The sequence below is a fragment of the Arthrobacter sp. EPSL27 genome (genome assembly GCF_001512305.1).
Classification (GTDB): Bacteria; Actinomycetota; Actinomycetes; order Actinomycetales; family Micrococcaceae; genus Arthrobacter.
On record NZ_LNUT01000002.1, the window covers coordinates 64,618 to 89,982 of the forward strand.

Below are 25,365 nucleotides of genomic sequence, written 5' to 3' on the forward strand. Positions count from 1 at the left end.
GTCCGGAGGTGACCACGGCCCGCATCATGTCCGCCAGCGCGGATGCCTCCGCCCCCGCTGCAGTTCCCGCCACCCCGGTCACGGCGGCGGAGGCATCCGCGCTGGCGGACATGATGCGGGCCGTGGTCACCTCCGGACACACCGGTTTTCTCGCGTCCGTGCCGGGCGCCCCTGTGGCGGCCAAGACCGGAACGGCCGAGTTCGGCAGCGACAACCCGCCCAAGACCCACGCCTGGATTGTGGCCGTGCACGGGGACCTCGCCGTCGCCGTCTTTGTCGAGGAAGGCGGGCTCGGCGCCACCGTCTCCGGCCCGCTGCTGAAGGAATTCCTGACGGCGGCCGGCTGACGCATCCCCGCGGGCGGCCCTGGCCTTGGAACCGGGCCGCCGGCGCCGCCGTGGGAGGATGGAAGGGTGGCTCATATTGACGTTTCCAGCATCGATTACTTCCTTTCCGACGGCACCCAGCTGCTCAACGGCGTCACCTTCAAGGTCCCGGACGGCACCAAGACGGCGCTGATCGGACCCAACGGAACCGGCAAGACCACGCTGTTCCGGATCATCGCCGGCGACCTCGTTGCGGACGAAGGTGTTGTGGGCCGGTCCGGCAACATGGGCATCATGCGGCAGTTTGTGGGCCAGGTCCGGGACGAATCCACCGTCCGCGACCTCCTCGTCTCCGCCGCGCCGCCCGCCCTCGCCGCCGCCGCCCGCGCCGTCGACGAGGCGGAGATGGCCATGCTGGAGCACGACGACGAGCCCACCCAGATGGCCTACGCCCAGGCGATCGTGGACTGGGGCGACGCCGGCGGGTACGACGTCGAGACAGTCTGGGACGAGGTCTGCATGGCCGCCCTCGGCCTGCCCTTTGACCGCGCGCAGCACCGCCCGGCGTCGAGCCTGTCCGGCGGCGAGCAGAAGCGCCTGGTGCTTGAGGCGCTCTTCGCCGGCCCCGACGAGCTGCTGCTCCTCGACGAGCCGGACAACTACCTTGACGTTCCGGGCAAGCGCTGGCTCGAGGCGAAGCTCAACGAGTCGAAGAAGACCGTGTTCTTCATCAGCCACGACCGCGAACTGCTGAACAACGCCGCCGGCCGCATCGTCACCCTGGAACCGGGCATCAACGGCGCCGGCGCCTGGGTCCACGGCGGCGGGTTCGGCTCCTACGTGGACGCCCGGGCGGACCGGAACGCCCGGTTCGAGGAGCTCCGCAAGCGCTGGGACGAGGAGCACGTCAAGCTCAAGGAACTCGTCAACATGTACAAGAACAAGGCCGCGTTCCGGTCCGACATGGCCAACCGGTACCACGCCGCCCAGACCCGCCTGGCGAAGTTCCTCGAAGCCGGCCCTCCCGAGGCGCTGCCGATCGAGCAGAACGTGCAGATGCGGCTCAAGGGCGGCCGGACCGCCAAACGTGCCGTGGTGGCCGAGAAGCTGGAGCTCACCGGGCTGATGAAACCCTTCTCCACCGAGGTCTGGTTCGGGGACCGCGTCGGCGTACTCGGCTCCAACGGCTCCGGCAAGAGCCACTTCCTGCGCCTGCTGGCCACCGGCGGCACCGACCCGGAACGGGAACACCTCCCGGTGTCCGACGTCGACATCGCCGAGGTCCCGCACGAGGGCACCGTGAAACTCGGCGCCCGCATCCGGCCCGGCTTCTTCGCCCAGACCCACGTCCGGCCGGACCTTCTGGGCAAGACCCTGCTGGAGATCCTGCACCGCGGCGACGAGCACCGCTCGGGGCTGGCGCGCGAGGCTGCCGCCGGGGCCCTGGACGGCTACGGCCTGGCAGGGCAGTCCGAGCAGAAGTACGAATCCCTCTCCGGCGGGCAGCAGGCCCGGTTCCAGATCCTCCTGCTGCAGCTTTCCGGGGCCACCCTGCTGCTGCTCGACGAGCCCACGGATAACCTGGACCTGCACTCGGCCGAGGCGCTGGAACGGGCCATCGACCACTTCGAAGGTACCGTCCTGGCCGTCACCCACGACCGCTGGTTCGCGCGGACTTTCGACCGCTTCCTGGTATTCGGCTCGGACGGCAAGGTCTACGAATCAGCCGAGCCCGTCTGGGACGAAAAGCGCGTCGAGCGGGCCCGCTGACAAACAGCAACGCGGGGTCACTTCGCGCCCATTCCGGTGGGTTTTATGGGCGCGAAGTGACCCCGCGTCCGGGCGGCTACTGCGGGAGCAGCCCCGACGGCAGCTCGGCCTCCGGGCCGGCGGTTCCGCCCATCGCTGCGACCAGCCGCTCCCGGGCGCGGCCCAGGTGCTCGTCGAGGAGTTTTGCGGCGGCCTCGCCCTGGCCGGCTTCGATGAGCTCAAGGATTTTCTGGTGTTCGGCCTGGATCAGCGCCGTGTCCAGCAGGTGCAGCGACTGGATCCGGACCATGCAAAGCCGCACCTCGCCCACCAGTGAGCGGTACATCCGGCTGATGCGCTCATTCCCCACGGCATCAATCAGGCTGGTGTGGAAGCGCATGTCCGGCTCGACGACGTCGAGCGGGGCGCCGGTCTGCACCGCCGCGATGTCGCGGTTGGCCTGCACCGCGGCCGCCGGCACGTCCCGGGTGCCTGCGAGCCGGCGCAGCACCTCGCTTTCCAAGTACGCGCGGGCCAGGTAGATGTCGCGCACAGACTCGGGGCCCAGCTCGACCACCCGGGCCGTTTTGTGGGTCCCCCGGTCCAGCAGCCCCTCGGCCACCAGTTTTTCGATCGCGGCCTTCGCCGTCGGCCGCGCCACGTCGTAGGAGGAGGCCACCTCTGACTCCGTCAGGGCGTTCCCCGGGCCCAGCTCGCCGGCGAAGATCCGGCTCCGCAGATCCGTTGCGACCGCGTCCACAATCGAGACTGCTGCAATGCGCCCGGCCACCGGAGCTCCCTTCCCACCACGAGCTTGATATGTACTCCCAATCTTGCCAGACAAGGCATCAAAGCACTCTTGACGATCATGTGTACTTGTAAGACAATCGTAGGGCGCCACGGAGTTGTGACGCCTCACACATTCTGGAGACACATGTTTCAGCAGATCCTCGACCCCATCGCCGGGTCCCTCGTGATTTCAGCGCTCTGCGCGGCGCTTCCGCTCGTTCTGCTTTTCGTCCTTCTGGGCGTCTTTAAAGTCAGGGCCCCCATTGCCGCCCTGGCCGGCCTGGCGCTGTCGCTGGTGCTGGCCGTCGTCGGCTGGCAGATGCCGGTCAACCAGGCGCTGAGCGCCACCGCCGCCGGCATGTTCTACGGTTTGTTCCCGATCCTGTGGATCCTGGTCAATGCCCTGTGGATCTACCGGCTCACCGTGGCCACCCCGTGGTTCGAGGTCCTGGGACGCACCATCCGCTCCATTTCAAACGACCTGCGGATCCTGTCCATCCTGATCGCCTTCTGCTTCGGTGCGCTGCTGGAGTCACTGGCCGGCTTCGGCGCGCCGGTGGCGATCTCCGCCGCCATGCTGATGGCGGCCGGCATGAAGCCCCTGAAGTCCGCCGTCGTCTCCCTGCTGGCCAACACCGCTCCGGTGGCCTTCGGCGCCATGGCCGCGCCCATCATCGCCCTGAACGGTGTCACCGGCCTGCCGCTGCATGACCTGTCCTCCATGGCAGGCCGCCAGACGCCGTTCATCGCCCTGCTGGTTCCGCTGCTGCTGGTCTTCATCGTCGACGGCCGGCGCGGCGTGCGGCAGACCTGGCCGGTGGCCCTGGTGGCCGGCGTCGCCTTCGGCGCGGCCCAGTTCGTCACCTCCAACTACTTCGCCGTGGAACTCACCGACGTGGTTGCCGCCGTCGTGACCGTGGCCGCCGTGCTGCTGATGCTGAAGGTCTGGCAGCCGAAGGAAATCGTCGGAATGGAGCAGGCACCGGAGGACGCCCGCGTCGCCGTGGCCAGCGGCTCCCGCTCCGGCGGTCCCGCCGGTGGCGGCACCTCCGGTTCCGCCGGCGCCGGGAACGCCGCCGCCGGAAACACATCCGGCGCCACCGCGGACGATGCCCGGCCCGCACCCCGCCAGATCTGGATGGCGATCGCTCCCTACCTGATCATCATTGCCGTGTTCTCGGTAGCCCAGCTTCCCTCCGTCAAGACCTGGCTGGGCCAGGTGGGCAGCGTGACGTTCGCCTGGCCCGGCCTGGACATCACCGATGCCGCCGGCAAGCCGGTGGCCGCCACCAAATTTAAGCTCGACCACCTCAAGGCGACCGGCACCCTGCTGCTGTTCTCGGGCCTGCTCACCATGGCGCTGTACAAGGTCTCCGCCTCACAGGGCCTGCGCATCTACCGCGACACGATCGTCCAGCTGCGCTGGACCATCGTCACCGTCACCGCGGTCCTGGGCCTGTCCTTCGTGATGAACCTGTCCGGGCAGACCACCACCCTGGGCTTTGCACTGGCCTCCGCCGGCGGGTTCTTCGCCATCCTCTCGCCGCTGATCGGCTGGATCGGCGTCGCCCTCACCGGCTCCGACACGTCCTCCAACTCACTGTTCGGCCAGATGCAGGCCACCGCGGCCGAGCAGACGGGCCTGTCACCGGTGCTGATGGCTGCCTCCAACTCCTCCGCCGGCGTGATGGGCAAGATGCTCTCCGTGCAGAACCTGGCCGTGGCCGCCGCCGCCGTCGGCCTCGACGGCGCGGAAGGGACCCTGTTCCGCAAGCTGATTGGCTGGAGCCTGGGCCTGCTGGCGCTCATCACGGTGCTGATCTTCCTGCAGTCCACCCCCGTGCTCGCCTGGATGGTGCCCTGATGGCACCCCTGGACCTCGGGGCATTCCGGGATGCCGTGCAGCAGCCCGGCCAGGTGAAGACCCGTGCCATCGACCTGCACGCAAACGCCCACGACGCCTCGCATTTCCTCCTGATCCCGCAGGCCGTGGTCACAGCCGGCAACGCCGCCGAGGTGGGCGGGCTGCTGCGCGCCAGCGCCGCCCAGGGCGTGCCGCTGACGTTCCGCTCCGGCGGAACCAGCCTCAGCGGCCAGGCTGTCACCGACGGCGTGCTGGTGGACGTCCGCCGGAACTTCAGGGACATTGAGGTGCTCGACGGCGGCGCGCGGGTCCGCGTGCAGCCCGGCGTCACTGTGCGGGCCCTCAACGCACGGCTCGCCCGCTACGGACGGAAGTTCGGCCCCGACCCGGCGAGCGAGGCGGCGTGCACCATCGGCGGCGTTGTTGCGAACAACTCCTCCGGCATGAACTGCGGCACCGTGGACAACACCTACCGCACCCTGGAATCCCTGACGGTGGTGCTGCCCTCCGGCACGGTGGTCGACACCGGTGCGGCCGACGCCGACCAGAAACTCCGCGCCCTTGAGCCGGAACTCTATGAAGGACTGGACCGGCTGGCCGCCCGGGTCCGGAGCAACGCGGATTCGGTGCAGCGGATCCGCCAGCAGTTCTCGATGAAGAACACCATGGGTTACGGCCTGAACTCCCTGCTGGACTTCCAGTCTCCGGTGGACATCATGGCCCATCTGATTGTCGGCAGCGAAGGCACCCTGGGGTTCGTGGCCGAGGCGGTGTTCCGCACCATTCCCCGGCTGCCGCACGCGGCCGCGGGGCTGCTGGTGTTCCCCGACCTTGAGGCCGCCAACGCTGCCCTCCCGGCACTGGTGGAAACAGGCGCCGCCACCGTCGAGCTGATGGACGCGCTGTCGCTCACGGTGGGACAGACGCTCAAGGGCACACCCGCCGTCGTACGTGACCTGGCAGTCCGGGACCACGCGGCCCTGCTCGTGGAGTATTCGGCCGGAAGCGCCGGCCAGCTGGCGGAGCTTCAGGACCACGGTGAGGGCATCCTCCCCGGCCTCGGGCTGTCCGCCCCCGCCCGGTTCACCGGCGACGCCCAGGAGCGCGCCCAGCTCTGGCAGCTGCGCAAGGGCCTCTACGCCTCGGTAGCGGGGGCGCGGCCCCAGGGGACCACCGCCCTCCTGGAGGACATTGTGGTTCCCGTCCCGGTACTGGGCCGCACCTGCCGGGAACTGATCCGGCTCTTCGACAAGTACGGGTACAGCAACAGCGTGATCTTTGGCCACGCCAAGGACGGCAACGTCCACTTCATGCTCACCGACGGCTTCGCCACGGCGGCCGAACTGGACCGCTACAGCGCCTTCACCGAAGACATGGTGGACCTGGTCCTGGCCGAGGGTGGATCGCTGAAGGCCGAGCACGGCACCGGGCGGGTCATGGCCCCCTACGTCCGCCGGCAGTACGGCGATGAGCTCTACGACGTCATGCGCAGCATCAAGAGGCTCTTCGATCCCGCCGCCATGCTCAATCCCGGCGTCCTGATGGACGAGGATCCGCAGGCGCACCTGCGGCACATCAAGACGGCGCCGCCCGTCGCCGAGGAAGTGGACCGCTGCGTCTCCTGCGGCTACTGCGAACCCGTCTGCCCCAGCAAGGACCTCACGCTCACCCCGCGGCAGCGGATTGTCACGCTGCGCGCCATTGAGGCGGCGCGGCTGGCCGGGGACACGGCCCTGGTCAAGGAACTGGAAAAGGACTACGAGTTCGAGTCCGTGGACACCTGCGCCGTGGACGGGATGTGCCAGACCGCCTGCCCGGTGGATATCAACACCGGATTCCTCGTCAAGCGCCTGCGGAAGGCCGACGCCGGTCCGCTCGCCAACGGCGCCTGGAACGCGGCCGCCAAACACTGGGACGGCGTCACCCGCGGCGCGTCCCTGGCGCTGACGGTGGTCGACAGGATCCCGCCCGCCGCCGTCGCGCTGCCCAACAAAGCCGCCCGGGCGGTGCTCGGCGCGGACACGGTGCCGCTGTATTCGGCTGAGCTGCCGGGCGGGGGCACCGTGCGGAAGCGTCCGGCGCCCGCCGGCGAGGTTGACGCGGTCTACTTCCCGGCCTGCGTGGGGACCATGTTCGGGCCCGCAGGGACAGGCCAGGGCGCCGACGGGCGCGGCGTCCAGTACAGCTTCGAACAGCTGTGCGCCCGGGCCGGGCTGACCCTCCTGGTGCCGGACGGCATCGACAGCCTGTGCTGCGGCACCCCCTGGTCCTCCAAAGGCATGGCCGCCGGGCAGGAGACCATGCGGGAGAAGACCCTGGCCGCGCTCCGGACGGCAACCCGGGACGGCGAGCTGCCCATCGTCTGCGACGCGTCCTCGTGCACCGAGGGCCTGCGCCAGACCGTGGAATCGGACGTCCCCGACGCCGGCCGGCGTGCACTGCGGATTGTGGACGCGGTGGACTTCGCCGCCGAGAAGGTCCTGCCGCGGCTGCCCGGGCACGCGAAGCTCGAGTCGCTGGCACTGCACCCCACCTGCTCCTCCACGCGGATGGGCCTCAACGACGCCCTGGGTGCCGTGGCGGGCGCCGTCGCCGAGCGGGTGGAGGTGCCGGAAAACTGGGGCTGCTGCGCGTTTGCCGGCGACCGGGGCATGCTGCACCCGGAGCTGACAGCCTCGGCCACCGCCAAGCAGGCGGCGGAGGTCAAGGACATGGGTGCCGCCGCACACGCCTCGTGCAACCGCACCTGCGAACTCGGCATGACCCGGGCCACGGGAGCGCAGTACCGGCACGTGCTGGAGCTGCTGGAGGAAGTCACCCGCTAGCAGGACGCTCCCGCAGGTCCTGCCCCTTTTCCGCCGGCCCTCCCTCACCAGATGAGGGGGGTCGGCGGTTTTCGTGCACAACGCGAGGGAGCGTTCGGGGAGAGAATGATTAAATGATCACGATGCTTTAGCATTTGAGCATGAACACTGACGAGCGGCACCGGCGCATCGGCGCGATCCTGCGCGTCCGGGAGCACGTGACGGTCGATGACCTCATCGCCGAGTGCGGCGCCTCCGGCGCCACCATCCGCCGCGACCTCGACGTCCTGGAGCTGAACGGCGTCCTCCGCCGGGTCCACGGCGGCGCCAGAAGCCTGGTGCTCGGCGGCGAAAACCCCGAGTACGGCCAGCGGGAACTCGAAGACCACGCCGTCAAGGTCCGGATCGCCGCAGGCGTCGCCGGCTTGCTCAAGGACCGGAGCCACATCTGGCTGGACAGCGGCACCACAGCCACCGAGGTGGCCCGCCGGCTGGAGCAGCGGGACCTGACCCTCATGCCCATGTCCCTCCGGGCTGTCAACGTCATCTCCGGCGGCGGCCCGGCCGCCGGCCGCCGGCCCGACCTGATCCTTCCCGGCGGCAGCCTCACTCCGGGGGAGCTGTCCTTCCGCGGGCCCATGGCGGAATCCAACATCCGTTCGCTGCGCTTCGACACCGCCGTGGTGACGCCGTGCGCGCTGAATCTCCGCGACGGACTCCTGGCCCACGACCTCGACGACGCCGCCGTCAAACGCGCCGGCCTGGAGTCCGCGGCACGGGTGGTGGTCGCCTGCTCGGGAACCAAATGGAACGCCAGTGCCGTCGCGCTGGTGGCCGCCCTCGACGCCGTGGACGTCCTCGTCACCGACAAACAGTTCAGCCCTGAAGAACTCGCCCAGCTCACCCGACACTCGGTGGAAGTAGTGAACGTATGACCAAAACAGCAACCCGCCCGCAGCTCAACGCAGCCGCCGCGGCGACCTTCCTGATTTTCGGCATCAACGGACTGGTCTTCGCCAGCTGGGCCGCCCGGATCCCTGCGGTAACGGAGATCCTCAACATTTCCTCGGGGCAGATGGGAACCCTGCTGCTCTGCGTGGCGGCCGGTTCCCTGATCGCGCTGCCCACCGCCGGCCACGTGGTGGGACGGATCGGGACCGCCAACGCAGTGCGGGCGGCCGGCCTCCTCGCCGCCTTCGCCGGCGCCGGTGTGGCACTGGCGCTGCTGGCGGAGTCCGTCCCTGGCACGGCAGTTGCCCTCTTCTTCTTTGGCATGGGCATCGGGCTCTGGGACGTCTCCCAGAACATCGAAGGCGCCGACGTCGAACACCAGCTGGGGCGCACCATCATGCCGCAGTTCCACGCCGCCTTCAGCGGGGGCGCCTTCCTGGGCGCCCTGATCGGCGCCGGCCTGGCGGGGCTGGGGGTCGGCCTCCCGGCGCACCTGCTGGTGATCGCGGTGGTCGTCGCCGTGCTGACCCTGACCGCACCGCGCTACTTCCTCCCCCACGCCCCGGCGTCCGCGCCGGCCGCCGGGGAGACGGCCGAACCGAAGGGGCGCTCGGCCTGGCGGGACGGACGGACGCTGCTGATCGGCGTTGTGGTGCTGGGGGCGACACTGACCGAAGGAGCCGGCAACGACTGGATCGCCAAGGCCGCCGTGGACGGCCTGGACGCGAGCGAGACCACCGGCGCGCTGCTGTTCGCGGCCTTTGTCCTGGCGATGACGGCGGTGCGCTTCTTCGGCGGCCGGGCCATCGACGCCTACGGCCGCGTGGCCGTGCTCCGCGCCAGCATGGCCGCGGCCGCCGCCGGGCTGGCCCTCTTTGTGCTGGCCGGTGACCTCTGGCTGGCGACGGCCGGTGCGGTGCTGTGGGGGGCGGGGGCGGCCCTCGCATTCCCGATGGGCATGTCCGCCGCGGCGGACGACCCCAAGCACGCCGCGGCCCGCGTCTCGGTGGTGTCCACCATCGGGTACGTCGCGTTCCTGGCCGGCCCGCCGCTGCTGGGCTACCTCGGGGACCTGGTGGGCATCCGGGTGGCCCTGCTGGCGATCATGATTCCGATTCTTGGCGCACTGCTGCTCGCCGGCGCCGCGAAGCCCTTGCGCGCCACGTAAGCAGCCGGCGGGCATCACCGTTCTCCTGGATGCAGAGGTCCTGGTAGAACAGCCAGATCAGCAGCGCCACCGGGACGGCCAGGCACACGCTGCCGACCGTGTCCATCAGCCAGTGGGCCGACAGGTACGTGCGGCTGACCATCATCGCCACCACGCCGACCCCGGCCAGCACCCAGACCCAGGCGCGCCCGACCAGCAGGGCCACCACCACCAAGAGCACCGCCGTGCTGGCCACATGCCCCGACGGGAATGAACCGGTGTCAGTCAGGACCACCGTGTTGTCCGGCCGGTCCCGGAAGATGCCGGCCTTGAGGATTTGGGTGAAAACCAGGACGGCGACGCCAGCAGCCGTGGCGAAGGCCGCTGCCTGCGGGCGCCTCCTGAGCAGCAGCGCCACGACCAGCAGTCCGTGCAGCACCAGAGCGCCCCGGTAGCCGGCAATATTGAGGAACGCATTGATCCCGTCCCAGAACGGGTTGCGCAGGGACGTGATCCAGCGGGCCCAGCCCTCGTCCAGACCTTGGAACGGCGGCAGCCTGACGTCCGCCACCAGCAGCCCCGCCAGCACAACGCCCAGCGTGAGCAGCCCCGTGCTGACTGCGAGCACGCGTCCGGGCGGCAATCGCTGCGGGTCCAGCACTCGGGTCATCGCCCCATCCTAGCCAATCCGGGTCTCTCCGCCGCCCCGGCAGTATGGTGGCAGCATGCGAAGCATGCTGCGAAAAGCACCGCGCCGGTTCAGCCGGCTTGACCGGCGGCTGGTGCGCGCCCTGTCCCGGGTTCCCGGCGGCAGCCACGATGATTTCTTCCGCCGGTTGTCCGCCGCGGCGAACAAGGGCAAACTCTGGTTCGGAATCGCCGCCGTTCTGGCGCTGTTCCCCGGCCGGACCCGCCGCGCCGCGCTCCACGGGGTGCTGGCCCAGGCCGTCGCCTCCGCGGTCACGAACCTCGGGTTCAAGACCTTGCTGCCGCGGGCGCGCCCGCTGCCGGAGCACCTGCCGGCCTTCCGGTTCGTCCATCCCCAGCCCACCAGCTCCTCCATGCCCTCGGGCCACTCCGCCTCCGCCGTGGCGTTCGCCCTCGGCGCCGGTCTGGTGCGGCCGGGGATCGGGGCCGCGCTGGCCCCCCTCGCCGCCGGCGTCGCCTACTCGCGTGTCCACACCGGGGCCCACTGGCCCTCGGATGTGTTCTTCGGCTCCGCGATCGGCGCGGGCGCTGCCATGGTCACGCGGAAGTGGTGGCCGGTGCGGCCGCCGTTTCCCGAGGCGCGGCGGACTGCCGTGAAGGCCCCGGAACTGCCGGACGGTGACGGCCTCGGCGTCGTGGTCAACACCCTGGGCGGCTCCTACGCCGCGGAGACCGCAGCAGCCCTGGGGAAAGTATTCCCCAAGGCGTATATAAAGGAGGTCGATCCGGAGCTGAACCTCGCGGAAGAGATCGCCCGCCTTGCCGCCCGCCCCGGGATCAAGGCCCTGGGTGTGTGGGGCGGGGACGGGACAGTCGGAACGGCCGCCGCGGCCGCCGTTGAACATTCCCTCCCGCTCCTGGTCCTGCCCGGCGGGACCCTGAACCACTTCGCCCGGGACGCCGGAACCCCCACGCTCGCGGCCGCCGTCCAGGCCGCGGCCAACGGCGAAGCGGCCCGCGCGGATGTGGGCCTGGTGTCCGTGGAACGCGGACTCCCCGAAGACCCCGAGCTGCTGCACCTGACCATGCTCAACACGGCCAGCATCGGCCTGTACCCCAACCTGGTGCGTCGGCGCGAACTGCTGCAGCCGGCCCTCGGCAAGCCCCTGGCGGGGGTGGTGGCGATGTTCCGGACGTTCGCCGCCGGAACACCCACCACCCTGATCGTCAACGGCGTGCGGCACAAACTCTGGATCCTGTACATCGGCCGCGGCCGGTACTACCCTCGCGACCACGCCCCGCTGGTCCGCCCGGTACTCGACGACGGACTGTTCGACCTGCGGCTCATCACCGCGGACGAATCCTTCGCCCGGCTCCGGCTGCTGTGGGCCGTGCTGACCGGAACCGTCGCCACCTCCGGGATCACCCACCTCAGCGAGAGCAGCAGCATCCGGGTGGAACCGGGCAACTCAAGCATGGTGCTGGCGGTGGACGGGGAGGCCATGCCGGGGGTCCGCGCCGTGGAGTTCTCGATCCTGCCGGGCGCCCTGACCTACTATTCGCCGGCCTCCTGAACGCCGCTGCGTCATCCTCCCGGATGACCCTGATTCGACCCTGAATCATCCCTGAGGCCGGCGAAACCGGCCTCCCGGCTCGGTAGGTTGGGAAGTACACAACCCCCACTGCCAAGCAAAGGAACGCTTCCATGATCGAAGCACGAGGCCTGACCAAGGTGTACGGCGAAAAAACCGCCGTCGCCGGAGTCAACTTCACTGTCGAAGCCGGCCGGGTCACCGGCTTCCTGGGTCCGAACGGGGCCGGGAAATCCACCACCATGCGCATGATCATGGGGCTCGACCGGCCGACGTCGGGCACCGTCACCGTCAACGGCACCCCCTTTGCCCGGCACGCGGCGCCGCTGCGCGACGTCGGCGCGCTGCTCGACGCCAAGGCCGTCCACACCAGCCGCTCGGCCTACAACCACCTGCTGGCCATGGCCGCCACGCACAGCATCCCCAAGAAGCGGGTGCACGAGGTCATCGAGATGACGGGCCTGGCCGATGTGGCCAAGAAGAAGGTCGGCGGATTCTCGCTCGGCATGGGGCAGCGCCTCGGCATCGCGGCGGCGCTGCTCGGCGATCCGCAGACCGTCATCCTGGACGAGCCCGTCAACGGCCTGGACCCGGAAGGCGTGGTCTGGGTCCGCAACCTCGTCAAGTACCTGGCCTCCGAGGGGCGCACGGTGTTCCTCTCCAGCCACCTGATGAGCGAGATGGCCGTCACCGCGGACCACCTGATCGTGATCGGCCGCGGCCGGATCATCGCCGACGCGCCCATCCAGGACATCATCAACGGCAAGGGCCGCATCCGCACCCGCGTCCGCACCGACCAGCCGGACCAGCTGATGCGCCTGCTCGCCGGGGACGGCGTGTCCGTGGAGCTCCAGGACCACGAACTGCTGGAAGTGACCGGGCTGGACCCGCGCGGGATCGCCCGCGCCGCGCTGGAGAACCACGTCATGCTCTACGAACTCACCCCGCTCCAGGCCAGCCTCGAGGAGGCCTATATGGAACTGACCAAGGATGAGGTCGAATACCACTCGCTGATCACCACGGGCGATGCCGCCCCCGCCCAGTCCGGAGGCCACTAAGCCATGAGCTCGACCGCAATTGACCCCTCCCGCCGCGGCACCCCCGGCCCTGCAGGCACCGGCACGGCCCCCGCTGGCACCAGCACCGGCCCCGGGCCGAATTTCCTGCGGGTGCTGAACTCGGAATTCATCAAGTTCCGCACCCTCCTGTCCACCCTGATCCTGCTCGGCTCCACCGTCCTGGTGGTGGTCGGCTTCGGCGCCCTGTCCGCCTGGGGCACGGGGCAGTTCGCCGAGGCCGCGCTCAGCGACCCGGAAGCCGCCGCCGCGTTCGCCGCCCAGGGCGGGGACCTCGCCGTCGGCGTCCCCACCTCCGGCATCGCGTTCGCCCAGCTGATCCTCGGCTCGCTCGGGGTGCTGCTGATGAGCTCCGAGTTCACCACCGGCATGGCCCGGTCCACCTTCGCGGCCGTCCCGAAGCGGATCCCGGCGTTCGCCGCCAAGCTGCTGGTGGTCATGGTGACGGCGTTTACCCTCACCGCGGCCTCCGTGTACCTGGCGGGCCTGGTGTCGCTGCCCATCCTGGAGAACTACGACCTCAAACTGGATCTGGCCAGCTCGCAGTCCGTGAAGCTGCTGCTGGTCAACAGCATCTACGTCGCCGCCGTCGCCGCCATCGGCATGGCCCTCGGCGCGCTGCTGCGCAACTCCGCCGGCGGCATCATGAGCCTGGTGGGCCTGTTCTTCGTGGCGCCCATCGCCTTCCAGCTGATCCCGGGCGACTTCTTCGTCGAGGCACGCAAGTACCTGCCGGGGAACACCGTGGAACCAATGACCGCCGTGGAGCACCTCCCCGACACGCTGGAAGCCTGGCAGGCCGCCCTGGTGCTGGGCGCCTGGGTGGTCATCCCGGTGGTCCTGGCCGCGGTGCTGCTGAAACGGCGGGACGTCTAGGGAACGCCGTTTAGGCTCAGAGCATGATCGATGTTGCTGTGGTGAAGGACGCGCCGGCCGGCCAGGCCGACGCGTCCTTCGCTGAGATCACTGCCCGGCGCCGGGGCCGGATCAGGCGCTACCTGTTCCAGCACCCGCGGGCCATGGATGCCGTCGTGGTGGCGTGCTACCTGGTGCTGGTCACCCCCACCGCGGTGGAATCCGTGCTCGACGGCGTCTGGCAGGTGGCCGTCCTGCTCGCGGCGGCCGCTGTGGCGCTGCTGTTCCGGCGGAGCCGCCCGGTCCGGGTGGTGGCTGTGGTGGCGGCGCTCGAAGTGGGGGTGACCCTGCTCCACCCGTGGGGCTCCAATGTCTCCGCCGGGCTGTGGTTCGCGCTCTACTCGGTGGCGCTGGTGCGCAGCCGGCGGTTTGCGCTGCGGACCCTGGCCGCGGCCACGGCGCCGCTGGTGGTCCTCTATTTCCAGCTGGCGGTCGGGCCGCTGGACGGCCGGCTGCCGGACATGGGCGTCAGCACCCCGGAGAACTTCCAGCTCATCACCAGCATCGCGGCCGGCGTGAGCATCACCCTCACCAACGTCATCGCCACCGGGATCGGCGTTTCGGTCCGGCAGCGGCGCGAGCATGAGCAGGAGATTGCCGCCTGGGCCGCGAGGGCGGGGCGGCTGGGGCAGGTCACCGAAAGGAACCGCATCGCCCGGGAGATGCACGACGTCGTCGCGCATTCACTGACGGTGATGGTCGCCCTCTCCGACGGGGCCGCCGTCGTGGCCAGGCGGGACCCGGCACGGGCGGCGGAGGTCCTCGGGGAACTCTCGCACACCGGGCGCACCGCACTGGCGGACATGCGGCGGGTGCTGGGGGTGCTGCGCGACGACGCGTCCCCCGGGCAGGCCCCGCGGGAGCCACTGGCGGCCGGCGACAGCCTGGGCAAACTGCTGGAAGGGTTCCGCACCGCCGGGCTTCCGCTGCACTACACGCACACTGGCCCGTCGCTGCCGGACGATGCGGCGTTCCAGCTGACGGTGTACCGGATTGTGCAGGAATCCCTGACGAATGTGCTGCGCTACGGCCGCTCCCTGAGCCGGGTGGATGTGGCAATCGTCCGGGACGGTTCCACTGTCACCATCGACGTGGTGGACGACGGCAAGGGTTCCGTGGACTCCGGCGGCCGGGCCGCTGCTGCGCCGGGACCGCGGGACCCCGGCGGGCCCGTGGGCAGCGGCCAGGGCCTCGCCGGCATGCTGGAGCGGGCCCGGATCTATGCAGGCACCGTGGAGGCGGGACGGAGCGCGGACCACGGCTGGCGGGTCCACGCCGTCCTGCACTGGCACGGCGAGAACGAAAGCAGGAGCACATGAGTCATGGGGAACAGCCGGGCGGCACCGAGCCGATCCGTGTCCTGCTGGTGGATGACCAGCCGCTGCTGAGGATGGGGTTCCGCCTCATCCTCGAGGGCGAGGGGGACCTGCACGTTGTGGGGGAGGCGTCCGACGGCGCCGAGGCCGTCCGCCAGGTCCGGGACCTCGCGCCCGACGTCGTGCTGATGGACGTGCGGATGCCGGTGCTGGACGGCATCGAGGCCACGCGCGCCGTCACCACCTCCGGTGCCAGCGCCAAGGTCATCATCCTCACCACCTTCGACCTCGACGAGTACGCTTTCGCCGGGCTGCAGGCAGGGGCTTCGGCCTTCCTGCTCAAGGACGTGGCGCCGGCCGAGCTGGTCAGCGCCGTCCGGGTGGTGGCCGGCGGCGACGCGGTGGTGGCGCCGCGCGTCACGCGGAGGCTGCTGGAGACCTATGTCCGGAGCACGGACGCGGCGGCTTTCCCGGACGGCGACGGCAGCGGCGATCCCGGGAAGGGACTCCCCGCCGGGGCCCGGCCGGCCCGGGACCCGCTGCTCGAGGACCTCACCCCGCGCGAAACCGAAATGCTGGAAGCAATGGCGGAGGGTCTCTCCAACGCCGAGATCGCGCACCGGTACTTCCTCTCCGAGGCCACCGTCAAAACGCACGTCCGCCGGATCCTCACCAAACTGCACCTGCGCGACCGCGTCCAGGCCGTGGTCTACGCCTACGAGACCGGCCTGGTGGTGCCCAGCAACCCGGACTACTGACACAGTCCGGGGGCGTATCCGGCGGTGCGGGGGCACTTCGGCGCGGACACGCCGTCGTCCCGGCCGGAAATGGCCCCGCCGCGGGCCCAAAGCCGCCCCGGAGCGCCGGACCAGTGGTTTCCGGCACATTTCAGAATTGCCCAGCAGGCAACATTCCTTGCACATACGGTGGATTTTCTGGAACTGTGCCCTCCCGCGACCTGCGTCATTTGTGGGATTGCACAGAACAGAGGGCACTTCCCCCGGTCTAGGGTGAAACGTCAATGTGGTCCGCCGCACAACTTTCCACGCTTCACCCGCGGACCCGAACAATCCACGAAGGACGGCGCTTCATGCAGGCTGACCAGCAACTCTCAAAGTCCCTGAAACCCAGGCATCTGTCGATGATCGCCATCGCTGGCGTGATCGGAGCCGGCCTCTTTGTCGGCTCCGGCGCGGCAATCCAGCAGGCGGGCCCCGGCATCCTGGTGGCCTACGCGGCGGCGGGACTGGTTGTCATCCTCGTCATGCGGATGCTCGGCGAGATGGCGGCGGCCAACCCGGAGACCGGCTCGTTCTCGACCTATGCCGACAAGGCGCTGGGCCGCTGGGCCGGCTTCAGCATCGGCTGGCTGTACGCCTGGTTCTGGATCATCGTGCTGGGCATCGAGGCCACCGCCGGCGCGGCCATCATGCACCGCTGGGTGCCGGGCATCGACCAGTGGATCTGGGCGCTGCTGCTGATGGTGGTCCTGACCCTGACCAACCTGGGGTCGGTCAAGTCCTTCGGCGAGTTCGAGTTCTGGTTCGCGTCCATCAAGGTTGCCGCAATTGTGCTGTTCCTGCTCTTCGGCGTCGTGGCCATCCTGGGCCTCCTTCCGGGAGTTCCCGCCCCCCGCCTGAGCAACCTGCTGGAAAACGGCGGGTTCATGCCCAACGGTCCGGGCGCCGTGCTGGCCGGCATCCTCGTAGTGGTCTTCTCCTTCTTCGGCGCCGAGATCGCCACCATCGCCGCCGGTGAATCCGAGAACCCGGTCGACGCAGTGAAGAAGGCCGTGAAGTCCACCGTCTGGCGCATCCTCGTGTTCTACATCGGCTCCATCGCCGTGGTTGTCACCCTGCTGCCCTGGAACTCCGCCTCCGTGGCCAAGAGCCCGTACGTCGCCGTGATCGAGCTCTACGGCATCCCCGGTGCCGGCACCATCATGGACATCGTGGTGCTGACCTCCGTGCTGTCCTGTCTCAACTCCGGCCTGTACACCGCCAGCCGGATGCTGTTCTCGCTGTCCCGCCGCGGCGACGCGCCCCGGTCCTGGATGCGGATCTCCAAGCGCGGTGTCCCCGCCGCCGCCGTCCTGGCCTCCACCGTCGTCGGCTTCATCACTGTCGGCCTCAACTACATCGCCCCGGACACCGTGTTCCTGTTCCTGGTCAACACCTCGGGGGCCATCGCGCTCTTCGTGTGGCTGGTCATCGCCAGCTCGCAGCTGATCCTGCGCCGCCGGATGGGCGCCGCGGCCAAGGACCTCCAGCTGAAGATGTGGCTCTTCCCCTACCTGACGTGGGTGGCCATCATCAGCATCGTCGCGCTGCTGGTCGGCATGGTGGTCCTGGAATCCACGCGTGAATCGCTGCTGCTGTCCCTGGCCCTCGCCGCCGTGGTGGTCGGCATCGGCCTCTGGCGCTACCGCAAGGACCGCGGCAACACCCGCGTGGAGCACGACGGCGGCCCCGCGGCCCAGGATGCCGCAGAAGACGCCACCGTGGGGGCGAGCCCCGCGTCCTAGCCCCTTGGGACATGCCCCTCCCTGTTGCCGAGCAACGGACATAATGCCGCTATGTCCACCCGCCGCGGCCAGGGGAGGGCATGTCCCGTGGGGAGCTGGGGGCATGTCCAGCCATGGCGGTGAGGGGAGGGCATGTCCCGCGCCCGGCCGCTCCGGAGAGAGGCACAGCGGCCGCACAGGGAGGCTCTAGCCAGCGCATAGCGGGCAGGGGTTCGATGGGCGCATGACTTCTTCTCCGCAGCCTCCCCATGAGCCCCACCCCAACCACGACCGCGGCCTGGAGTTCGACCTCTCCACCCTGATGAGCCGCCGCTCGCTCGGCATGTTCCTCGGCGCCGGCACGGCCGCGGCCCTCGCCGCCTGCGCGCCGGGCGCGTCACCGGGTTCCGCGTCCTCCTCGACGGCGGGGGCGGCAGGGACAGCAGCCACGCCGGGCCCGACGGCGGCTGCCAGCGCGCCGTCCGCGTCGCCCACGCTGACCCGGGCCATCGCCGAATGCGGCGTTGAGATTCCGCAGGAGACCACCGGGCCCTATCCGGGGGACGGCTCCAACGGCCCCAATGTGCTGGCGGCCTCGGGCGTGGTCCGGCAGGACATCACCACCAGTTTCGGCACCTCCAACACCAGGGCCGACGGCGTTCCGCTCACCGTCACGCTCACCCTGCTCGACAACGCCAGCGGCTGCACACCCCTGGCCGGCGCCGCCGTCTACGCCTGGCACTGCGACAAGGACGGCAAATACTCCATGTACGACGCCGGGCTCAGGAACGAGAACTATCTCCGCGGCGTGCAGGAGGCCGACGCCAACGGCCAGGTGACCTTCCGGACCGTCTTCCCGGGCGCGTACAGCGGCCGCTGGCCCCACATCCACTTCGAAGTCTTCGAGTCCATGGACAACGCGACGGCGGCCGGGCAGGTCCTCGCCGTGTCCCAGATCGCGCTGACGGACGCCGCCTGCCGGGACGTCTACGCCTCCGCCGGCTACGAAGCCAGCGCCCGGAACTTCCCCCGGACCACGCTGAAATCGGACAACGTGTTCCGCGACGACGGCGGCATCCACCAGCTCGCCACGATGACCGGATCGGTGTCCGGCGGGTACACGGCCGGTCTTAACGTCACTGTCTAGCGGCGGGGCAGCGTCCCGTGAGGCCGGCGGCGCGGCGGCTAGACTCGGAGCCATGTCTTCACAGTCCCGCGCGTCCGCCCACATCCAGGACCTCGGTGCGTACGTCACCGCGTCGCCGTCGAGCTTCCACGCCGTCCACGAGGCCGCCCGCCGGCTCAATGAGGCAGGGTTCACCGCCCTCGACGAGCTGCAGCCCTGGGACGGGGCCGGCGCCGGGAAGTTCTACATGGTCCGCGACGGCGCCCTCATCGCCTGGGTGACGCCGGAGGCAGCCGGCCCCACCACCGGATTCAACATCCTGGGCGCCCACACCGATTCGCCGTCGTTCAAGCTCAAGCCCAAACCCACCACCGGCAAATTCGGCTGGCTGCAGGCCGGCGTCGAAGTCTATGGCGGCCCGCTGCTCAACTCCTGGCTGGACCGCGAACTGCAGCTCGCGGGGCGCCTGGTGATGCGGGACGGCACCCAGCACCTGACCGCCACGGGGCCGCTGCTCCGGTTCCCGCAACTGGCCATCCACCTGGACCGCGCCGTGAACGAGGGGCTGGCCCTCGACAAGCAGCAGCACATGAACCCGGTCTACGGGCAGGGGGATCCGGCCGGCGAGGACCTGCTGGGGCTGCTGGCGGACCGGGTGGCCGGCGCGGATGTGGACGCTGCGCAGATCGGCGGGTACGACGTTGTCATCGCGGACACCCAGGCCCCGGCCGTGTTCGGCGCGAAGGGTGAGTTCTTCGCGTCCGGCCGGCTGGACAACCTCTCGGCCACCCACGCCGGGCTCACCGCCCTGATCGACCACGCCAACGCAGCGCCGCCGGCGGGCGGGCCCATCGCCGTGCTGGCCGCGTTCGACCACGAGGAAATCGGCTCCGCGTCCCGGTCAGGCGCGAGCGGACCTGTCCTGGAGGACGTGCTGGTCCGGATTTCCGACGGGCTGGGGGCCTCGGCGAGCCAGCGGCGGCAGGCTTTCGCGGCGTCGTTCTGTGTGTCGGCCGACGCCGGGCACGCCGTCCACCCCAACTACGCCGAACGGCACGATCCGGCCAACCGGCCGGTGCTCAACGGCGGCCCGCTGCTGAAAATCAACGCCAACCAGCGGTACGCCACGGACGCCGCCGGTGCCGCCCTGTGGGCGCGCCTGTGCACCGACGCCGGCATCCCCTACCAGGAGTTTGTCTCCAACAACGTGATGCCCTGCGGCTCCACGATCGGCCCGCTGACCGCCACCCGCCTCGGCATCCGGACGGTCGACGTCGGCGTTCCCCTGCTCTCGATGCACTCAGCCCGCGAACTCTGCGGCGTCGAGGACCCCCACCGGCTCGCGACGGTCACCGCGCTGTTCTTCCGCACCCCCTCATAGCCGCGCGGGACACCTGCGGCGCCCGCGCTACGGTGCACAGGTGCGGGCAGCCCCGCCGATCTTGTACAGATGGACGGCGTTGCCGTCGTCGAAGGTGTCCCGGAAGACGCCGTTGCTGAGCGTCACCGTGCGGTCCTCATCCAGGACGGTTGCGGGAACGGACGCGCCTGCCAGGCACGCCAGGATCAGCTCTGCGGTTTGGGGACCCGCCTGCGCCGATCCGGCGAACACGTACAGATCGTCGCCGTGCACCTTCACGGCCGTGTCAATGCCCGGGCCGTGGGCCAGGGCACCGTCCAGGAAGGGCGCGTTGAGGACCGGGGCGAGCCCGGTGATCTGCCGGTTGACCGCCGTCACCCAGGGCCGTATATCGTCACCGCAGGGTTCCCGCAGGACGTGAAAGGACTGACACGGGCCGCCAAAGCTGTGATTGAAGTAGACAATGCCCCGCGCACCGTGGATCAGACTGCTCCACACGGCGGCTTTGAGCTGCGGGCCGGTGATGGTGGGGGCATCAGCCTCGCCGGCGGGGTGCCCGACCTCGACGAAAGCCCACACCGGTTTGCTTCCGGAAGGGTTGACCAGGGACCGGACGCGGTCGATGGTCCAGCCATAGTTGGCGGCCAGCCGGCATTCCTTGTCCGTCAGGTTACGGTCCCGGCCGAGACTTCCGCCGCCTTCGCCCAGGCCGCAGATATTGGGGTCGGTGAACCAGTAGTTATCGACCGACACGACGTCTTGGAACTCATTGACGAAGACTGACGCCTCCGTGTTGCTTTCCCAGAAGCTGACGCCTTTACCGTAGTTGGCATACTTCATTGTTCCGTCGGGTATGGGAGTTGACAGGGTCCGTTGCACCGAATAGCCGCACGGAGTATTCGCCGGATTGCATACCTCGCCCTGGCCGGGCCATTTACCGGTCCATTCGGACGACCCCGGACCGGCCCACATGTCCGGCTCATCGGCAAGGACGAGGCCGGAGGTCCAGGGCGACGGCTCGCTCGTAACCGCATGGACACCGCCGGGCTGCAACAGGGCGGTGTCGGAGTTTGCCGTGAGATTGACGTAGGTGTTGAGCCCAACGTTCTTGTCCATGGCGATGTCGCCTGGATCCAGGACGCTTTCCAGCCACACACCTATGGGAAAATACTCAAGCGCGTCCGGCAGCGGATTCGTGAACCGGCCGTAGAATCCCGGACCGCCGTCCACCTCCCGGAGCGCCGGAGCCGCAGAAGCTTCGGCCGACGGGAGAGGATTGGCGGCACTTCCCGTAAGGGCCGGTCCTGGCGGGACGCCGCTTCCACTGAGCAATAGTGCCGTCGACAGGCAAAAGGCGGACGTCAGGATGGCGCTGGCCTGTGCTGGGATGCTCTTCATGGGTTATCTCCCTCGGATCATGTCTGCCAGGATGCCGGCGCCGCGAGTGCTGTCAAACTGTCCGACTACACGGTGCCGGCCCTCGGCGCCCAAGCGGCGCGCCAGGTCCGGCGTGTGCAGCACGTTGACGAGGGTGGAGGCCAAGTGAGCGGGATCATTGGCCCGGACGAGAAGACCGCTTTGCTGGTCCTGCACCAACTCCGCAACACCCCCTGAGCCCGTGACTACCACAGGAACGGATAGCGACATCGCCTCCATGATGGCGACACCCAGCGGCTCCGCATGGCTGGCCAGGGCAAAGACGTGGGCCTCCTCCAACCGGGTTCGGACGGTTGCTTCGGAGACGGAACCCAGCAGCGTGACCCTGCCGCCCACATCCAGTTCGGTGACCAGCCGCTCAAGCTCAAGTCGGTACCCCTTGCCCCCGCGTTCGTCCTCGCCCGCTATGACGAGGCGCGCGTCGATGCCTGCATCCGCCAACATCCGGACAGCCGCGACGAGATCCCTGTGGCCTTTGCTGGGATTGAGCCTTCCGCAGCTGAATATCCTGGCGGGTCCCGTTCCCGTCCACGGTTCATACGGGGCACTCCGTACGAAGTCCGCCGTGTCGACCCCCATGGCAGCGATTCCCATCCGTTCGGGAAGGGCCGGGCCGAGCCGTTGCCTGATATCCCCGAGTAGGCCTTTGGTGATCACGACGCCAAACGATGCGTTTCGCCATTTGTCCGCTTGGTTCGGGCCGTAGTCGGCTAGGGGACCGTGCAGCGCCAGGCTGTACGGCAGTCCCGACAGCCGGTGGGCGAATAGCGCGACTTGGGCGGCGTCTGCGCAGGAATGCACATGTACGTGCACCCATCCCCTGCGGCGGGCGACCCCAACGAGTTCCGACGCGGCTAGCAGCAGGGAAACCGACCGAAGAACGCCCATGATCCGGGCGCGCCACCCGTCCGCCGCGTTCTGGTTGTCGCTGTAGCCCCGGGCCGCTCCGCGCAGGGCTGCCGCTTTGCCGTGGATGAGTCCGTGGAGGAGTGCGGAGCCGGCGCCGAACGTATCCGCCAGCCCCGGCGGCACGAGGTAATGCGTTTCCGCCTCTGCGGCGTCCGCCCACTGGTGGGGCACCCTTCCCCCCTCGGGGCGGCGGGTGGAAATGAGCTCAGGTTCCATTCCCATCGACTTCAACGCTGCCATCTCACGCCAGAAAAAACTGTGCGTTTGCCCCGGAAACTCGGGGACCAGGTATCCGAATCGAGCCATCAGGGCCCCTTCACGGGTCAAGGTCTTAGGGGATCCGGTCCGGCAAGCCGGCCCTGTGGGCCATCCTACTCAGATAGCGCCACCGGTACAGCAATAACCGAAAAGTCGTATTCGAAAAACACTGTTTCCGGAGCGCACCAGCGGCTACTGTCAGAAAAGATGGGCGCCGGTAGCGGCGGCGTCGAGATCGTTTAGGTAGGTGGGGGAAATGTATGCCCGGTACTGTCGGAATCGAGGAGGGCCGCTTCGGCGCGTCGCAGCGGCGAACACCCGCGCTTACGGACTTTGAGATAAGCCAGGCGAGGAAGGGACATCCACCCCTGATCCTTCGGATCGTTGCGTTTGGGATCTTCTTTTTTCCGTCCAGCATGGTTTTGGGCGGACTGGGCGCGGCGGGTACAGTTCCGCTCCTGCTCTCCGCTGGTCTCTTTGTTCTCTGGGCGGTGTCGTCACTTTTGGGCCTGCACGATCCCGTGGGATTCCGGCACCCCGGGAGGCTTGCCCTCGTCGCCCTAATAGTGGCATCTTGCCTGTCCTACATCGGCCTGGTGTCGGGTTGGACCGGCGGCAGCACCCCAGTTGTGCGGGCTTCGGCAGACCGATGGCTGATTCTACTTGCGGCCAGCGCAGGACTAGTTCTGGTGACCGCTGAACGCGTCAGGACCATAACAGACGCGTTGGTCCTGGTGCGGGCACTGCTGGCAGGTGGTGTGTTCTGCTGCCTGGTAGCGGTGGCCCAGTTTTATTTCCGGGTCAACCCGATGGAATGGGTGCAGTCGGCCATGCCGGGTTTTACCTACAACGGCGGCGATACGGCCTTTCAGGCACGCGGTGCACTGGTCCGGGTATCGGGGAGCACCTTCCACTCGATCGAGCTCGCCGTCGTTGCGGCCATGCTGCTGCCGCTGTCCATTTGGAGGGGGCTTTACGATCCCGCTGGACGCAAATGGGTGCATTGGCTAGGGACAGCGCTGTTGGTTTTCGCTGTTGCGTCCACGGTGTCCCGTTCCGGTGTGCTCGGCCTTGCAGTGGGTACGCTGACCCTACTGCCGTTCCTTCCCCGTGGCGCCCGGAGGTGGTTGGGGATGGTGTTTCCGGTGGTGCTGGCAGCCCTTTTCCTGACGGTCCCGGGACTGGTCAGCACGATCAGCGCCAGTGTGACAGCCGATGAATCCGACCCCTCCATCAGTAACCGGACCAACAACTACCCGCGAGTCGCCGCCATGTTCGAGGAGCGACCCATCTTCGGCACGGGACCAGGCAACTACATCCCGCAGAACGCAGTGTTCATTCTGGACAACCAGTACCTCAATACGGCGGTCACGCTCGGCATCGTCGGACTGCTCGCCGTGGTGCTTTATCTGCTGCTCCCAGGGCTGGCAGCCGTCCAGGCTGCCCGGGTGGCCCGGTCTGAGTCGCTGAAATGCCTCGCCGGTGCCATAGCGGCAGCGGGCATGGTCGCCGGGGTGTGCTCCTTGGGCTTCGATTCCCTCTCATTTCCCGTCTTTGCTCTGGTATACCCGCTAGTTGTAGGCCTAGGCGGAGCCGTATGGATTCTCGTCAAGCGCGAGTCGAAACTCCCGGCGACCGCTGGGCGCAGCGGCTCCCAGACTGACGTGTCACCAACCGACCCAACTCCGCGAAATGGAGACTACTGATGGATCCTCTGGCAGTCGTTAAAACTTTGTGGCACCACAAGTTCTTTGTCATTCCGGTGGTCCTGCTCACGCTCCTCGCCGCGGTATACGTCTATCAGTTCGGTCCGCGGTCGTATGAGGCCAGCATGAGCTATGCAGTGGTGAACCCAATTGTTCCGACGCCTGAGGAAATCGAGAAAGACCCGGAACTGGAGCTCCTCAACAAGGACAACCCCTACTTGCGGTCAGCGGACCCTGCCTTGGTCATCGACGTTCTCATCACCCGGCTGAACTCCCTGGCAACGGCCGACAAACTGCAGGAGGCCGGACTGGGGAGCGAATATGCCGTGAGCCGCGGCGTCGGCGGCAACGGCTTTGTCATAGACATCAGAGGCGTCGGCGAGACGGAGGAGCAAGCCATAGCGACGGCCTCGGCTCTAGGAAAGAACTTGGAGTCGGATCTCAAGGAGATGCAGAGCGTCAACGGGGCAGACGAGAGGTACCTGTTCACGTCCCTGACGGTCTCGACGCCGGACCGGGCCACAGAGCTGTATTCCAACCGCCTGCGGGCAGCCATCATCGTGTTCCTCGTGGGCACCATCCTCGTCTTCGCAGCGGTCTCCCTAGCCCGGGCGATCGAAGCGGCGAAGAAGAATCGGGCCGTCAGGAAGTCGGCGCCTTCAACGGCCGGTCTCCCTGCGGATGGGGCGGTGCCGGGAGGGCTACACCTCGACGCCATTCCGGACAGTAAGGCGCGTCCGGTGCCAGGAGAAGCAACCGCCACGCGCGCCGGCCGGCGCCGTTCAGCCCGGACTCCGGATGAACCGCAGGAGACCCTAACCCCCAGCAGCGAGAAGGTGGGCGCCGACAAGGGTGCGCCTTGACGGAAGCGATCGGCACCCCAACGGCA

20 protein-coding genes are annotated in these 25,365 nt (G+C 68.8%); 16 read left to right on the plus strand and 4 right to left on the minus strand.

Going from position 1 to position 25,365, the window contains the following annotated elements; all coding sequences use genetic code 11:
- Together AR539_RS01520 and AR539_RS01525 are read left to right on the plus strand one after the other, a co-directional pair.
- Positions 1–347: penicillin-binding transpeptidase domain-containing protein (locus tag AR539_RS01520; protein WP_269433663.1), on the plus strand; the 347-nt coding region annotated here is incomplete at its 5' end.
- A 66-nt stretch (positions 348–413) separates the two neighbouring features.
- A complete protein-coding gene (locus tag AR539_RS01525; RefSeq protein ID WP_066431816.1) occupies positions 414–2,096 on the plus strand; it encodes an ABC-F family ATP-binding cassette domain-containing protein in 1,683 nt (560 codons plus the stop codon).
- 76 nt (positions 2,097–2,172) lie between these two features.
- Here AR539_RS01525 and AR539_RS01530 read toward each other — a convergent pair whose 3' ends face one another.
- Positions 2,173–2,865 (minus strand): GntR family transcriptional regulator, encoded by a 693-nt coding sequence (locus tag AR539_RS01530; protein WP_066431820.1) that lies wholly within the window; start codon positions 2,863–2,865, stop codon positions 2,173–2,175.
- Between the two features lie 144 nt (positions 2,866–3,009).
- On the opposite strand from AR539_RS01530, the gene AR539_RS01535 reads away from it, so the two are divergent.
- The 4 genes from AR539_RS01535 to AR539_RS01550 all read left to right on the plus strand — a co-directional run bounded on the left by AR539_RS01535 (position 3,010) and on the right by AR539_RS01550 (position 9,651).
- Complete coding sequence (locus AR539_RS01535; RefSeq protein WP_066431823.1) at positions 3,010–4,728, plus strand: L-lactate permease; 1,719 nt, start codon at positions 3,010–3,012, stop codon at positions 4,726–4,728.
- Positions 4,728–7,553 carry an FAD-binding and (Fe-S)-binding domain-containing protein gene (locus AR539_RS01540; RefSeq protein ID WP_066431826.1) on the plus strand — a complete coding sequence of 942 codons (2,826 nt, stop codon included), beginning with the start codon at positions 4,728–4,730 and terminating at the stop codon, positions 7,551–7,553. The genes AR539_RS01535 and AR539_RS01540 overlap by 1 nt, the downstream gene beginning before the upstream one ends.
- Before the next feature lie 140 nt (positions 7,554–7,693).
- Complete coding sequence (locus AR539_RS01545) at positions 7,694–8,467, plus strand: DeoR/GlpR family DNA-binding transcription regulator (RefSeq protein WP_066431830.1); 774 nt, start codon at positions 7,694–7,696, stop codon at positions 8,465–8,467.
- Complete coding sequence (locus tag AR539_RS01550) at positions 8,464–9,651, plus strand: MFS transporter (protein ID WP_066431832.1); 1,188 nt, start codon at positions 8,464–8,466, stop codon at positions 9,649–9,651. The genes AR539_RS01545 and AR539_RS01550 overlap by 4 nt, the downstream gene beginning before the upstream one ends.
- On the opposite strand, the gene AR539_RS01555 is transcribed toward AR539_RS01550, so the two are convergent.
- On the minus strand, positions 9,587–10,300 hold the full coding sequence (locus tag AR539_RS01555) for a phosphatase PAP2 family protein (protein ID WP_082699145.1): 714 nt from the start codon (positions 10,298–10,300) through the stop codon (positions 9,587–9,589). The genes AR539_RS01550 and AR539_RS01555 overlap by 65 nt on opposite strands.
- Before the next feature lie 55 nt (positions 10,301–10,355).
- Here AR539_RS01555 and AR539_RS01560 point away from each other — a divergent pair, with 55 nt between their 5' ends.
- The 8 genes from AR539_RS01560 (at position 10,356) to AR539_RS01595 (ending at position 20,187) form a co-directional block, all read left to right on the plus strand.
- Entirely contained in the window at positions 10,356–11,852 is a 1,497-nt protein-coding gene (locus AR539_RS01560) for a bifunctional phosphatase PAP2/diacylglycerol kinase family protein (RefSeq protein WP_066431838.1), read from the plus strand.
- 131 nt (positions 11,853–11,983) lie between these two features.
- Positions 11,984–12,928 (plus strand): ABC transporter ATP-binding protein, encoded by a 945-nt coding sequence (locus AR539_RS01565; protein WP_066431840.1) that lies wholly within the window; start codon positions 11,984–11,986, stop codon positions 12,926–12,928.
- 3 nt (positions 12,929–12,931) lie between these two features.
- Positions 12,932–13,822 (plus strand): ABC transporter permease, encoded by an 891-nt coding sequence (locus AR539_RS01570; protein ID WP_066431846.1) that lies wholly within the window; start codon positions 12,932–12,934, stop codon positions 13,820–13,822.
- Between the two features lie 23 nt (positions 13,823–13,845).
- Entirely contained in the window at positions 13,846–15,180 is a 1,335-nt protein-coding gene (locus AR539_RS01575; RefSeq protein ID WP_066431849.1) for a sensor histidine kinase, read from the plus strand.
- Positions 15,177–15,935: a response regulator gene (locus AR539_RS01580; protein ID WP_066431852.1), complete on the plus strand. Its 759-nt coding sequence runs from the start codon at positions 15,177–15,179 to the stop codon at positions 15,933–15,935. Before AR539_RS01575 ends, AR539_RS01580 begins: the two co-directional genes overlap by 4 nt.
- A gap of 332 nt (positions 15,936–16,267) precedes the next feature.
- Positions 16,268–17,701, plus strand: a complete 1,434-nt coding sequence (locus AR539_RS01585; RefSeq protein ID WP_066431854.1) for an amino acid permease — start codon at positions 16,268–16,270, stop codon at positions 17,699–17,701.
- 223 nt (positions 17,702–17,924) lie between these two features.
- Entirely contained in the window at positions 17,925–18,827 is a 903-nt protein-coding gene (locus AR539_RS01590) for an intradiol ring-cleavage dioxygenase (RefSeq protein WP_066431857.1), read from the plus strand.
- A 52-nt stretch (positions 18,828–18,879) separates the two neighbouring features.
- Entirely contained in the window at positions 18,880–20,187 is a 1,308-nt protein-coding gene (locus AR539_RS01595) for a M18 family aminopeptidase (protein WP_066431861.1), read from the plus strand.
- Between the two features lie 27 nt (positions 20,188–20,214).
- Here AR539_RS01595 and AR539_RS01600 read toward each other — a convergent pair whose 3' ends face one another.
- Both AR539_RS01600 and epsE read right to left on the minus strand, forming a co-directional pair.
- Entirely contained in the window at positions 20,215–21,282 is a 1,068-nt protein-coding gene (locus tag AR539_RS01600; RefSeq protein WP_197410526.1) for a hypothetical protein, read from the minus strand.
- A gap of 285 nt (positions 21,283–21,567) precedes the next feature.
- A complete protein-coding gene (epsE, locus tag AR539_RS01605) occupies positions 21,568–22,818 on the minus strand; it encodes an exopolysaccharide biosynthesis GT4 family glycosyltransferase EpsE (RefSeq protein WP_066431867.1) in 1,251 nt (416 codons plus the stop codon).
- Between the two features lie 641 nt (positions 22,819–23,459).
- On the opposite strand from epsE, the gene AR539_RS01610 reads away from it, so the two are divergent.
- Together AR539_RS01610 and AR539_RS01615 are read left to right on the plus strand one after the other, a co-directional pair.
- Positions 23,460–24,476 (plus strand): O-antigen ligase family protein, encoded by a 1,017-nt coding sequence (locus AR539_RS01610; RefSeq protein ID WP_231728454.1) that lies wholly within the window; start codon positions 23,460–23,462, stop codon positions 24,474–24,476.
- On the plus strand, positions 24,476–25,339 hold the full coding sequence (locus tag AR539_RS01615; RefSeq protein WP_066431873.1) for a hypothetical protein: 864 nt from the start codon (positions 24,476–24,478) through the stop codon (positions 25,337–25,339). The genes AR539_RS01610 and AR539_RS01615 overlap by 1 nt, the downstream gene beginning before the upstream one ends.
- The last annotated feature ends 26 nt before the right edge of the window (positions 25,340–25,365 follow it).

Bases quoted from the DNA above. Each gene is read 5' to 3' on its own strand.
- AR539_RS01560 (WP_066431838.1), top strand. From the start codon at position 10,356: ATGCGAAGCATGCTGCGAAAAGCACCGCGCCGGTTCAGCCGGCTTGAC.
- AR539_RS01615 (WP_066431873.1), top strand. From the start codon at position 24,476: ATGGATCCTCTGGCAGTCGTTAAAACTTTGTGGCACCACAAGTTCTTT.
- AR539_RS01590 (WP_066431857.1), top strand. From the start codon at position 17,925: ATGACTTCTTCTCCGCAGCCTCCCCATGAGCCCCACCCCAACCACGAC.
- AR539_RS01545 (WP_066431830.1), top strand. From the start codon at position 7,694: ATGAACACTGACGAGCGGCACCGGCGCATCGGCGCGATCCTGCGCGTC.
- epsE (WP_066431867.1), bottom strand. From the start codon at position 22,818: ATGGCTCGATTCGGATACCTGGTCCCCGAGTTTCCGGGGCAAACGCAC.
- AR539_RS01535 (WP_066431823.1), top strand. From the start codon at position 3,010: ATGTTTCAGCAGATCCTCGACCCCATCGCCGGGTCCCTCGTGATTTCA.
- AR539_RS01555 (WP_082699145.1), bottom strand. From the start codon at position 10,300: ATGACCCGAGTGCTGGACCCGCAGCGATTGCCGCCCGGACGCGTGCTC.
- AR539_RS01585 (WP_066431854.1), top strand. From the start codon at position 16,268: ATGCAGGCTGACCAGCAACTCTCAAAGTCCCTGAAACCCAGGCATCTG.
- AR539_RS01565 (WP_066431840.1), top strand. From the start codon at position 11,984: ATGATCGAAGCACGAGGCCTGACCAAGGTGTACGGCGAAAAAACCGCC.
- AR539_RS01575 (WP_066431849.1), top strand. From the start codon at position 13,846: ATGATCGATGTTGCTGTGGTGAAGGACGCGCCGGCCGGCCAGGCCGAC.
- AR539_RS01600 (WP_197410526.1), bottom strand. From the start codon at position 21,282: ATGGACAAGAACGTTGGGCTCAACACCTACGTCAATCTCACGGCAAAC.
- AR539_RS01580 (WP_066431852.1), top strand. From the start codon at position 15,177: ATGAGTCATGGGGAACAGCCGGGCGGCACCGAGCCGATCCGTGTCCTG.
- AR539_RS01570 (WP_066431846.1), top strand. From the start codon at position 12,932: ATGAGCTCGACCGCAATTGACCCCTCCCGCCGCGGCACCCCCGGCCCT.
- AR539_RS01550 (WP_066431832.1), top strand. From the start codon at position 8,464: ATGACCAAAACAGCAACCCGCCCGCAGCTCAACGCAGCCGCCGCGGCG.
- AR539_RS01540 (WP_066431826.1), top strand. From the start codon at position 4,728: ATGGCACCCCTGGACCTCGGGGCATTCCGGGATGCCGTGCAGCAGCCC.
- AR539_RS01595 (WP_066431861.1), top strand. From the start codon at position 18,880: ATGTCTTCACAGTCCCGCGCGTCCGCCCACATCCAGGACCTCGGTGCG.